This is a genomic window from Nocardia sp. NPDC004260 (assembly GCF_053603155.1).
This window is the reverse complement of the sequence record NZ_JBSGEZ010000016.1, coordinates 68,664-80,045: the sequence shown is the minus strand read 5'-3', so window position 1 is coordinate 80,045 and position 11,382 is coordinate 68,664. Positions and strand designations below refer to the sequence as shown.

Genomic DNA, 11,382 nt, shown 5'->3' with positions numbered 1-11,382 from the left:
AAAGATGTACCATTCCTCGGTGATCGATTCCAGTCAGCGGACCACCCGTCCTCCCGGCCGCCCGGCCTCCGCGACCAGGGAACAGGTCATCGAGCATGCTCGCCGGGCGTTCCTGTCCGGCGAGCGCGTGGACATCCAGGCGATCGCCGGGCAGCTCGGACTCAGCCGCGCCTCGGTCTACCGCTGGTTCGGCTCCCGCGACGGAGTGCTCGGTGCCGTTCTGGCCGGCGAGTTCGAGGCGCTGCTCACCCGCGCCGACGCCCGTCGCCGCTCCACCGGCGCGCGGCGCATCCTGGACGTGCTCTACCGGGTCAACCGCTGGATGACCGACAACGAGCCGTTCCGGCGCTACTTCGAGAACGAGCCGCTGTCCGGCCTGCGCATCCTCACCGCGAGCGACGGGCCGGTACAGCCGCTGGTCGTCGGCACCGTCCAGGAGTTGATCGCGCGCGCCGCCGAAGAGGACGGATACGATCCGCCGCTGGAACCCGCGCTGCTGGCCTACGCGCTCGTCCGGCTCGGTGAGGCGTTCCTGTACAACGACAACGTCGCGGGCATTCGCGGCGACGTCGACCGGCTGCACGAGGTCCAGGCGGCGCTGCTGGGCATCCCCGACGCGATCACGCCGTGACCGGGGCGCTGCTGCACCAGCGTTTTCCCGAGGTCGCCGACACCCTGCCGTTCGTCCGCCTCGGCACCGCTCCGACGCCCGTCGGCCGGTGCGACCTCGGCGCCACGGCCCAGCTGTGGTGCAAGGACGAAAGCGGATACGGCGACGGCGGATGGGGCGGCAACAAGGTCCGCAAGCTGGAGTGGCTGCTACCGGAGGCACGGCGACGCGGCGCGCGCACCATCCTCACGGTGGGCGGTACCGGAACCAACTGGGGGCTCGCCACCGCCTTGTACGGCCGTGCCCAGGGCATCGATACCGAGCTCGCCTTGGTGGACCAGCCGGTTGACGACCACGTGCGCGCGCAACTGCGGCGGCTGGAGAAATCAGGCGCCGCTCTGCATTTCACGCACACCAAACTGCGCACGATCCTCGCGGCGCCCTGGCTGTATCTGCGACGCGTCCGGGGCGGCACGCGTCCGTACTTCCTGCCTGCGGGCGGGTCGTCGCCGGTCGGAGCCTTGGGTTACGTCGAGGTGGGGTGTGAACTCGCGGCACAGATCACGGCGGGTGAGCTGCCCGAGCCGGGGCACATCGTCACCGCGGTCGGATCCGGCGGCACCGCCGCGGGCCTCGCACTCGGCCTGCGCCTGGCCGGGCTGCGCACGCGGGTGGTCGGAGTCGTCGTCAACGACACGCTGCCCCTCGACGCGAAGCACATCGTCCGGCTCGCCGGACGGACCGAGCGTCTGCTCCGGGCCCGCGGAGCGCGCTTCGCGCCGACCGGGCTGCGGCCGGAGGACCTCACGCTGACCACCGAGTGGCTCGGCCCCGGCTACGGCCACACCACGCCCGCCGCCGTGGATGCCGCACAGCGCGCCGAACGGGCCGGGCTGTACCTGGAGACCGTCTACACCGCCAAAGCGCTCGCGGCGCTGCTCGCTCTGGATCGTGCGGGCTTCTTCGGCGCCGGACCGGTGCTGTTCCTCAATACCTACGGTCCGCGACCGTAGATTCGCGCGACGCAGCCCGCGGGGACCCGCTTTCGAATCGCCGTGATCCGAATTCGGCCGCCGGAACCCGACGTGGCGTATTGGCCGGACGGCCGCGCATATCGCCAGGTCGGGCCGCGAGGCTCCCGGCGCAATAACATCCCCTGATTTCTCCCGGCGGCGACGCGGGAAAGCGCGCGACCACAACCACACTATCGTCGCTATTCGTGCAGGTCAGCGATAGAAAGGCGGAGACGGTGGCAGCGGAACCCACGCCGGTGCGGCAGTTGCGCGCCGATCAAGCGCGGCGGGTGGCCGACATCTTGCGCCACCAGTTGCACGCGGGCACGTTCGAGAACACGCTGCCGAGCGAACAGGAACTCGCCGCCGAGTACGGCGCCTCACGCAACACCGTGCGCGACGCCTTGGCGCTGTTGAAGGACGAGGGCTTGATCGACCGGGCGCCGAAAGTGGGCACCCGGGTGGCCACTCGCAAGTACGACCACGGGCTCGACGCTCTGCTCGGGCTGCAGGAGACCTTCAAGGGCCACGGCACCGTGCGCAACGAGGTGCGCGCGGCGATGCACGTCGCCGCGCCGCCCGCCGTCGCGCGCAGGCTCGGTCTCGCGCCTGGCGAGCGCGTGGTCTATCTGGAGCGCCTGCGCTACCTGGCGAATCTGCCGCTGAGCCTCGACCTCACCTACCTCGTGCCCGACATCGGCGCCGAAGTACTCGGCCACGACCTCGAGCACACCGACGTCTTCGTGCTGCTGGAACGCATCAGCGGCCAGTCGCTCGGCTCGGCCGACCTCGCCCTGGAGGCGGTGCCCGCCGACCCGCACACCGCCTCCACCCTCGACGTCCCCGGCGGCGCGCCGCTGCTGATGCTGGAACGACTGACCCGGCTCGACGACGGCCGTCCGGTCGATCTGGAGTACATCCGCATGCGCGGCGACCGTATCACCATGCGCGGCAGCCTGACCCGCAGCACACCCGAATGGAAGGTCATCTAGATGGCACTCGTCAACCAGCGCGCCGACATCCCCGTCACCATCGACGAGTCGCTGTGCATCCAGGGGTGCACGCTGTGCGTCGAGATCTGCCCGCTCGACTCGCTGGCCATCAACCCCGAGAACGGCAAAGCCTTCATGCACGTGGACGAGTGCTGGTACTGCGGTCCCTGCGCGGCCCGCTGCCCCACCGGCGCCGTCACCGTCAACATGCCCTACCTGCTCCGCTGATCTGGAAGACCGATGAAAGTGAAACTCGCCCCCGTCCTGCTCGCCGCCGCGCTCGCGTTGACCGGGTGCTCGCTGGAGCAGTCCGACGACACTTCCGCCGGCACCGTCAAGGTGGTCGTCGGCTACCAGTCCAAGACCATCAACACCGTCACCGCGGGCACCTTGCTGCGCGCGCAGGGCTACCTCGAGCAGCGGCTACAGAAGATCACCGACAATGGTGGGGCGAAGTACCAGGTCGAGTGGCAGGACTACGACACCGGCGCGCCGATCACCGCGCAGATGGTGGCCGAGAAGATCGACATCGGCTCCATGGGCGACTACCCGTTGCTGATCAACGGCTCCCGCACCCAGGTCAACGAGCGCGCGCGGACCGAACTGGTGTCGGTCACCGGGTACAACCCCAAGGGCGCGCTGAACATGGTCGTCGTGCCGAACGATTCGGCGGCCACCAGCATCGGCGACTTGGCGGGCCAGAAGATCTCGACCAGCGTGGGTTCGGCCGGGCACGGCACGCTGGTGCAGGCGCTGTCCCGGGCGGGCATCGATCCGGCCAAGGGCGTGGAAGTGCTCAACCAGCAGCCGCAGATCGGCGCGACCGCGCTGGAATCCCGCCAGGTGGGCGCGCTGTCGCAGTTCGTCGCGTGGCCCGGTCTGGTCGTCTTCCAGAACAAGGCCAAGCTGCTCTACGACGGCGCCGAACTCGGCGTGCCGACCTTCCACGGCGTGGTGGCCCGGCGCGCGTACGCCGCCGATCACCCTGAGGTACTGCAGGCGTTTCTGGCCGCGCAGTTGGATGCCACCCAGTTCCTGCGGGAGAAGCCGTTCGAAGCCGCCAAGATCGTCGCCGACGGGTCAGGGCTGCCGCAGGAGGTGGTGTACCTCTACAACGGTCCCGGCGGAACGAGTTTCGACACGACGCTCAAGTCGAGCCTGGTCAACGCGCTCAAAGGCGATGTGGCCTACCTGAAGTCGATCGGCGACTTCGCCGACCTCGACATCGATCGGTTCGTCGACGACGGGCCGCTGCGCAAGGCGTACACGGAGACCGGACGCGCCGACTACGACCGCGACCTCGCCGCCACCGCCAACCCGACCAGGGTCACCGGCGCCGACCCGGTCTGCGGCAAAGCGGCGGAGAACCCCGCGCTGGCCGGCGAACTGTGGGTGGACGGCGCGGGGACGCCGCAACCGGCCGCGGACCCGACCTGCCTGCTGCGCGCCGTCCAGGCCGCGAAAGCGCAGGGCCGGACGATCCGCGCCGCGTACGTCCCGGATGCCGAACTGGGCACCCGCTGGTTCGCCGACAAGTCGATCTGGCTGCGCGACGGCTCGGCCTACCTGCCCTTCACCACCACCGCTGCCGCGCAGCGCTACCGGCAGGCGCACCCGTCCGCCACGCCGGTCGGCTACGACCAGGCCGTCACGGAAGTACACGGATGACCAGCGAACTCGCCGCTCCGGCAGTACGAGCCGCGGCCGAACCCGCCACCCGATCGGACGCCGCCCCGGCGTCGCGGTCGGCCTGGCGCTCGCGCCTGCTGCGGGTGGGCTCGGTCGCCGCCACGGTCGGACTGTGGCAGCTGCTCACGGTCAACAACGTCCGGGTGGCGGGCCTGCGTTTCGACACGCTGCCGACCGTCACCGAGATCGTCGCCGAGTTCGGCACGCAGTTGCACTCCGACCGGTACTACCTGGACATCGCGCAGTCGCTGATCCGGATCGTCACCGGCTTCGGGCTGGCCGCGGTGGTCGGCGTGATCGCGGGCATCGGGCTGGGCCGGTCGCGGCTGCTCGCCGACATCTTCGGCCCACTGGCCGAACTCGTCCGCCCGATCCCGGCCATCGCGCTGGTGCCGGTCGCGATCCTGCTGTTCCCCAGCGACGAGTCCGGCATCGTGTTCATCACGTTCACCGCGTCGCTGTTCCCGGTGCTGGTCAGCACCAGGCACGCGGTGCGCGCACTGCCCACGATCTGGGAGGACGCGGTGCGCACGCTGGGCGCGTCCCGGCTGGACGTGCTCACCCGCGTGGTGTTCCCCGGCATCCTGCCCGGCGTCTTCAGCGGGTTGTCGGTCGGCGTCGGCGTGGCGTGGATCTGTCTCATCTCCGCGGAGATGATCTCCGGACGCCTGGGTGTCGGCTACCGCACTTGGCAGGCCTACACCATCGTCGACTATCCGGCGGTGTTCGTCGGCATGATCACCATCGGCGTCCTCGGTTTCGCGACATCGGGGCTGGTCGAGCTGGCCGGCCGCCGCATCACCCGCTGGCTGCCCAGGGAGGTCGAAGCATGACCACAGTGATCGACGCACCGGCATCGACCGGAATGGCCTTGAGTCTCAGCGGTGTTCGCATCGCCTATAGCGGCGAGCCGGTGCTCGACGGGCTGAGCCTGTCCATCGCGCCGGGCGAAATCCTCGTCGTGGTCGGCAAATCCGGCTGCGGCAAGTCGACGTTGCTGCGCGCGGTCGCCGGACTGCGGAGGCCGGAAGGCGGAGCCATCCTGGCCGACGGCGACCACGTCACCGGGCCCGCCGCCGACCGCGCCTTGGTATTCCAGGACGACGCGCTGCTGCCGTGGCGCACCGTGCGGCAGAACATCGAACTCGCCTTGCGCCTGCGCGGCACACCGCGAGCCCAACGGCGGGCCGCCGCCCTGCACTGGGTGGACGAGGTCGGGCTCACCGGCTACGCCGACTACCTGCCGCGCGACCTGTCCGGCGGCATGCGCCAGCGCGTCCAGCTCGCGCGCAGCCTGGCCGCCGCGCCGCGCGCCGTGCTGATGGACGAGCCCTTCGGCGCACTGGACACCCAGACCAGGGAAACCATGCAGCGCCTGCTGATCCAGACCTGGCGCGCCCACCCCACCACCATCGTCTTCGTCACCCACGACCTCGACGAGGCCCTGCTGCTCGGCGACCGCATCGCTGTGCTCGGCGGCGGCACGCTGCGGGCGCTGGTGCCGGTGCCCCGCCCGAGGGACGCGATCGACCGTGCCGCGACGAAGGCCGAGATCCTGGAGAAACTGTGAACATTCCGCCGCTATCGGAACGGATTCGGCTGGACTGCGACGTGCTCGTCATCGGCGGCGGCACGGCGGGCACGATGGCCGCGCTCACCGCCGCCGAGCAGGGCGCGAACGTGCTGCTGCTGGAGAAGGCGCACGTGCGGCACTCCGGCGCGCTGGCCATGGGCATGGACGGCGTGAACAACGCCGTGATCCCGGGCAAGGCCGAGCCGGAGGACTACGTCGCCGAGATCACCCGCGCCAACGACGGCATCGTCGACCAGCGCACGATCTACCAGACCGCGACGCGCGGCTTCGCCATGGTGCAGCGGCTGGAACGCTACGGCGTGAAGTTCGAGAAGGACGAGTACGGCGAGTACGCCGTGCGCCGAGTGCACCGGTCCGGCTCGTACGTGTTGCCGATGCCTGAGGGCAAGGATGTCAAGAAAGCGCTGTATCGCGTCCTGCGCCAGCGCAAGATGCGCGAGAAGATCCGCATCGAGAACCGGCTCATGCCGGTGCGCGTGCTCACCGACAACGGACGCGCCGTCGGCGCCGCCGCCCTGCACACCCGCACCGGCGAATTCGTTGCCGTCGGCGCGAAAGCCGTGATCCTGGCCACCGGGCCGTGCGGCAGGCTCGGGCTGCCCGCCAGCGGATACCTGTACGGCACCTACGAGAACCCGACCAACGCGGGCGACGGCTACTCGATGGCCTACCACGCCGGGGCCGAACTCAGCGGCATCGAATGCTTCCAGATCAACCCGCTGATCAAGGACTACAACGGCCCGGCCTGCGCCTACGTCGCCAATCCGTTCGGCGGCTACCAGGTCAACGCCGAAGGCGAACGCTTCGTCGACTCCGACTACTGGTCCGGCCAGATGATGGCCGAGGTCAAGCGCGAGATCGAATCCGCGCGCGGTCCCATCTACCTGAAGGTGTCGCACCTGCCCGACGAGACGCTGAGCACGCTCGAAGGAATCCTGCACACCACCGAGCGACCCACCCGAGGCACCTTCCACGCCAACCGCGGCCACGACTATCGCACCCACGACATCGAGATGCACATCTCCGAAATCGGTTTGTGTGGTGGCCATTCCGCCTCCGGCGTGTGGGTCGACGAGCACGCGCGCACCACGGTGCCCGGCCTGTACGCGGCGGGCGATCTGGCGTGCGTGCCGCACAACTACATGATCGGCGCGTTCGTCTTCGGCGATCTCGCCGGTGCGCACGCCGCGTCCACCCTGCACGAGGTCGCCGCGCCCGCCGAGCTGCCCGAGGACCAGCTGGCCGCCGCCCACGAGCTGATCTACCGGCCGCTGCGCCAGCCGGAGGGGCCGCCGCAACCGCAGGTGGAATACAAGCTGCGACGTTTCGTGAACGACTACGTCGCGCCGCCGAAGACGGCGACCAAGCTGGCCATCGCGGTGGAGACCTTCGACCGGATGCGCGGGGAGGTCGAGGGCATCGGCGCGCGTACCCCGCACGAGCTGATGCGCGCGGTGGAGGTGTCGTTCATCCGCGACTGCGCCGAGATGGCCGCCCGCAGCTCACTGACCAGGACCGAATCCCGTTGGGGCCTCTACCACGAGCGCGCCGACCTACCCGAACGCGACGATGTCGAATGGCGATACCACCTCAACCTGCGCAAGAACCCCGACGGAACCATGACGTTCCTGAAGCGGCCGGTGGCGCCGTACCTGGTTCCGGTGCCCGGGCTCGACGACCTGCCCTCGGCCGATGCCGAGGCGGCGCCGGTGCACCAGCCGCACCAGGTCGTCGGCCGTGCGCCGCACACCGGCGGCGGCGCTGAGCACGATCGCACCGCGGCCGGTTCGCCGTCGCAGCCCGCCACTCCCCCGTCTCCCCGGATCGTCGCGCTGCTCGCGCTCGACGAGCCCACCGTGGAGCAATTGTCCAGCTATCTGACGGATGCCGACGCGGGCGTGCGGGCCGCGGCGATCTCGGTGCTGACCGAGCACACCCCGGAGGGCTTCGCCACCGCCCTGGGCGACGCGCTGGACGACACGGCGGCCTCGGTCCGGCGCGCCGCAGCGGCCAGCCTGCGCGAACTCGTCGAGGTGTTGCCCTCGGCGGCAGGACTTTCCGACCGGCTCGGCTCGGCCGACCCCGTCGTGCGGTCCACGGTGATCGATCTGCTGCGCGCCCTGCGGGCAGGCGAACCCGCGCACTACCACGCGGCGTTGGCGGACGAGCATCATCGCGTCCGCATCGAGGCGGTCCGCGCGCTGGTCTCGCTGAACGATCGGGACGGCGTCGCCACCCTGGCCGCCGACGGCAACCGGGAAGTGCGGATCGCGGTCGCCCAAGGCCTGGCCGCCATCGGCGACGGCGGAGCCGAGGTGATCCGCCGCCTCGCCGACGACCAAGACCCGCTGGTCCGCGCCGCGGCCCTGACCGCGTTCGCGCAGCTGGGCGCCGAGCCGGCCGACGTCACCGCGCTGGCGGCCGCCCTGCGTCACTCGGCCTGGCAGATCCGGGTGGGCGCGGCGCGCGGGCTCGCGCTCGCGGGTGCCGATCCGGACCTCGCGGTGCCGATCCTGGCTGCGGCGCTGCACGATCCGCATCTCGACGTCCGCAAGGCGGCGGTACTGTCGCTGTCGGCGTGGCCGGACCTGCCCGCAGCGCACGACGCGCTGCGCGCCGCGATAGACGACACCGATGCCGACGTGCGCGCGTATGCCCGGCGAGCGCTGGCCACCCAGCCGACGGCCTAGCGCGGCGTGGTTGCCGCAGCTCGAATCGCTGATTAGATTAGCGGCTCGACCGTTGCCGACTCGTCGGCCGTGACACAGCCGGATGGCGACGGGGCGGCCGACGACGAATCCGTCGCCGTTGTCCACCAGCAGCGACGGGAGTATGGCGTTGACCTTGCCGAACTGGCTGGATCTCGCCGTGCTCACCACTGTCGTGGTGGCCGCGGTGCTCGGCTGGCGCCGCGGCGCGATCGTGGGGCTGCCCGGTTTCGCGGGCGCCCTGGCAGGAGCGATTCTCGGCGCGGCGCTCGCGGCCACGGTGTTCGGTCAGCTGGCTCCCGGCGCCGTGCGGCTCCTGCTCGCGCTGACGGTGGTCGCCGGGTTGGTCGCGTTCGGCGCGGTCGCCGGGCACCGGGCCGGACGAGCCGCTCGCGCGACGGTGTCCGATCCGGTCGCGCAACGCGCCGACGCCGTCTGCGGATGTCTCGCCTACGCGCTCGCGGTGCCGCTGGTGGTGTGGCTGTTCGCCGCACCGCTGGAATCGTCCGCCGTGGTGCGTGATTCGACGACCGTGCGGACCGTCGACGACGTCGCGCCGTTCTGGCTGTCCGGACTGTCGGAGGTGCTCACCGGACCGATCGTGGACGCCGGGCTCGGCCGCCCGCTCGCGCCGCCCGATCCGGGCATCGTCGAGGGACCGATGCCCGCCACACTGCGCCAGAGTGTGCTTCGCGTCCAGGATCTCGCGCCGACCTGCGGCGTGCGCCAGTCCGGATCCGGATTCGTCATCGTGCCGGAGCGCGTGCTGACCAACGCGCACGTCGTCGCGGGCTCCAGCAAAGTCTCCGTCGACACCGCGGCCGGATCGCTCACCGCGACCGTGGTGCAATTCGATCCGACTATGGACATCGCTGTGCTCGCCGTCCCCGGGCTCACCGCGCCCGCCTTGACCGTCGCGCCCGAACCGGCCGATCCCGGCGACGACGCGATCGCGCTCGGCTACCCGAGGGGCGGGTCCTACACCGCATCCGCCACGCGGGTGCGCGGCCGGGCCGAACGCCAGGTGCGCGACATCTACCGCACCGGTGTCGGGGAACGCGAGATCTACACCTTGGACGGTTCGATCCAGCACGGCAATTCGGGCGGGCCACTGGTCGACCGCGACGGCCGGGTGCTTGGCATCGTGTTCGGTGTCGACGAGAACAACAGCAATGTCGGATTCGCCACGAGCCTGCCGGAAGTCCTCGACCGGCTCGACCACGGATGGCGCTCCGACCGCCCGGTCGACACCGGCCCCTGCGCGTCCTGACCGCCGGTCAGGACGCGTCGGCGATGATCACCACACCGCTCGAGGCATCCAGCAGCGGAATGGTCCGTTCCGCGGCATCGTCGACATGCACGCGCGGGTGCGCGGGCAGTTCGGTCTCGTAGTAGGTGCCAGGACCGTAGAACTGGCCGTACTTCACCACCACGCCGTCGAAGTCCAGCACGGCCGCTTCGTGCTCCTGGATCACCGCGCCCCGGCCTGCGGGCGGCTCCCACGCGATACTCTGGGCGAGAAAGCGTTTCGCCCCGGCCGCCCGCGCGGCGGCGATCAAGTTACGGGTGCCCTCGGTACGGATGCGCGCGTTCGCCTCGGCCCGCTCCGGCAGCAGCGCCGCGTCGTCCGGCAGGTCCGTGAGCTGATGCATCACCATGTCGGGCCCGAACCCGACCACGGCGGCGGACAGGGCGTCGGCGTCGTACACATCGCACACGACCGGCTCGGCCCCCAGCGCCCGCAAAGGATCGGCCTTCCCCGCCGATCGGGTCATCCCCGCGACCTCGTGCCCCGCCTCGATCAACAGCGGAAGCAAGCGGACTCCGATAACGCCGGTCGCACCGGCCAAGAAGATGCGCACTGGACCATTTTGCCGCGACTTCGTCGCGGCGTGTTCGCGGCCCCCTCATGGCTCGGGCCGCGAACGGCGGATGCTCGGTCTCGCTTCACTCACTCGCGGAGAACTGGCTTCAGCCGCAGCGAATCCAAGCGGTGGCCTCGTTGCCGTCCAGGGCGTAATCGATTCCGCGTGCGGTCAACAGGCGGAGTACGGGAATGTTGTCCGGCGTCGTGCTCACGAACAGCCTCGAGTAGTCCTCGGCGGTTGCCCGCTCGATCAATGCGGCGAACACGGCGGTGCCGATTCCCGTGCCTCGGCGGGAGCGGCCGAGCCAGACTCCCGCCTCGGCGGCGCCGTCCGAGGCGGGCAACCGGCACAGTCGTGCCGCGCCGACCACCTCGCCGTCCACCCGTATGCCGTAGGTCGACTCGACGGGCGGGTCCGCCAGCGCGCGGCCGCGGTGGAAGGCTCGGAAATCCGCCTCTCGGTCGGCATTCCAGCTCGCGTCCGGCGCTTCCACCGGCATGACCTCGCCGGGATGCGCATCGGCCACCGCGGTGTGCAGCAGATCGGTGAGCAACGCTTCGTCGAGCGGTTCGAGGACGACATGGCGGGGCATGCGCCGATCCTGGCACCGGGACCGGCCGCACGCGACCGGTTTTCCGCCCGCTCGGACCGGGGTGATCGGCAGGCGCAATGCGCCGGGCGCGGCGACCGGAACCACCGGGTTCTTCGGCTCGATCGGCGCGAGCCTGCGGTAGGCCGTGCCGAGAGCTGGACGCAGGTCGTCCTCGCCTTTGTTCGGCCACAACGACATGGCGCGTTCGGCTTGGGCGGTGATGGTCAGGGATGGATTCACGCCCAGGTTCGCCGAGATGGTGGAGCCGTCGGGACGAGAGATACGGACGCGATATCGAGATTTCCGGCCATTTTCC

The 11,382-nt window shown here is 70.5% G+C and carries 11 protein-coding genes and 1 pseudogene; 9 read left to right on the top strand and 3 right to left on the bottom strand.

All coding sequences use genetic code 11. The features are described 5' to 3' along the window. Nucleotides 1-19: 19 nt before the first annotated feature. The 9 genes from ACWEO7_RS12335 (at nucleotide 20) to ACWEO7_RS12295 (ending at nucleotide 9,876) form a co-directional block, all read left to right on the top strand. Nucleotides 20-631 carry a QsdR family transcriptional regulator gene (locus ACWEO7_RS12335; RefSeq protein ID WP_450025197.1) on the top strand — a complete coding sequence of 204 codons (612 nt, stop codon included), beginning with the start codon at nucleotides 20-22 and terminating at the stop codon, nucleotides 629-631. Next, nucleotides 628-1,623, top strand: coding sequence for a 1-aminocyclopropane-1-carboxylate deaminase/D-cysteine desulfhydrase (locus ACWEO7_RS12330; protein ID WP_452423014.1), 996 nt, complete (start codon nucleotides 628-630; stop codon nucleotides 1,621-1,623). The genes ACWEO7_RS12335 and ACWEO7_RS12330 overlap by 4 nt, the downstream gene beginning before the upstream one ends. A gap of 236 nt (nucleotides 1,624-1,859) precedes the next feature. Then, nucleotides 1,860-2,615 (top strand): GntR family transcriptional regulator, encoded by a 756-nt coding sequence (locus ACWEO7_RS12325; RefSeq protein WP_452423012.1) that lies wholly within the window; start codon nucleotides 1,860-1,862, stop codon nucleotides 2,613-2,615. After that, on the top strand, nucleotides 2,616-2,843 hold the full coding sequence (locus ACWEO7_RS12320) for a 4Fe-4S dicluster domain-containing protein (protein WP_039797742.1): 228 nt from the start codon (nucleotides 2,616-2,618) through the stop codon (nucleotides 2,841-2,843). Between the two features lie 12 nt (nucleotides 2,844-2,855). Further along, nucleotides 2,856-4,283, top strand: coding sequence for an ABC transporter substrate-binding protein (locus ACWEO7_RS12315; RefSeq protein ID WP_452423010.1), 1,428 nt, complete (start codon nucleotides 2,856-2,858; stop codon nucleotides 4,281-4,283). Beyond that, entirely contained in the window at nucleotides 4,280-5,137 is an 858-nt protein-coding gene (locus ACWEO7_RS12310) for an ABC transporter permease (RefSeq protein ID WP_452423009.1), read from the top strand. The genes ACWEO7_RS12315 and ACWEO7_RS12310 overlap by 4 nt, the downstream gene beginning before the upstream one ends. Then, a complete protein-coding gene (locus tag ACWEO7_RS12305) occupies nucleotides 5,134-5,874 on the top strand; it encodes an ABC transporter ATP-binding protein (protein WP_452423007.1) in 741 nt (246 codons plus the stop codon). The genes ACWEO7_RS12310 and ACWEO7_RS12305 overlap by 4 nt, the downstream gene beginning before the upstream one ends. After that, nucleotides 5,871-8,588 carry a fumarate reductase/succinate dehydrogenase flavoprotein subunit gene (locus ACWEO7_RS12300; RefSeq protein ID WP_452423006.1) on the top strand — a complete coding sequence of 906 codons (2,718 nt, stop codon included), beginning with the start codon at nucleotides 5,871-5,873 and terminating at the stop codon, nucleotides 8,586-8,588. Before ACWEO7_RS12305 ends, ACWEO7_RS12300 begins: the two co-directional genes overlap by 4 nt. 142 nt (nucleotides 8,589-8,730) lie before the next feature. After that, on the top strand, nucleotides 8,731-9,876 hold the full coding sequence (locus tag ACWEO7_RS12295) for a MarP family serine protease (protein ID WP_452423005.1): 1,146 nt from the start codon (nucleotides 8,731-8,733) through the stop codon (nucleotides 9,874-9,876). Nucleotides 9,877-9,883: 7 nt separating this feature from the next. On the opposite strand, the gene ACWEO7_RS12290 is transcribed toward ACWEO7_RS12295, so the two are convergent. The 3 genes and pseudogenes from ACWEO7_RS12290 to ACWEO7_RS12280 form a co-directional block, all read right to left on the bottom strand. Further along, on the bottom strand, nucleotides 9,884-10,468 hold the full coding sequence (locus ACWEO7_RS12290) for an NAD-dependent epimerase/dehydratase family protein (protein WP_452423003.1): 585 nt from the start codon (nucleotides 10,466-10,468) through the stop codon (nucleotides 9,884-9,886). Nucleotides 10,469-10,577: 109 nt separating this feature from the next. Further along, the gene (locus tag ACWEO7_RS12285; RefSeq protein WP_452423076.1) at nucleotides 10,578-11,066 is read right to left on the bottom strand and encodes a GNAT family N-acetyltransferase; all 489 of its coding nucleotides are present in this window, start codon (nucleotides 11,064-11,066) and stop codon (nucleotides 10,578-10,580) included. Between the two features lie 42 nt (nucleotides 11,067-11,108). After that, nucleotides 11,109-11,348: pseudogene (locus tag ACWEO7_RS12280) on the bottom strand (cholesterol oxidase); the annotation flags it as partial. Between the last annotated feature and the right edge of the window lie 34 nt (nucleotides 11,349-11,382).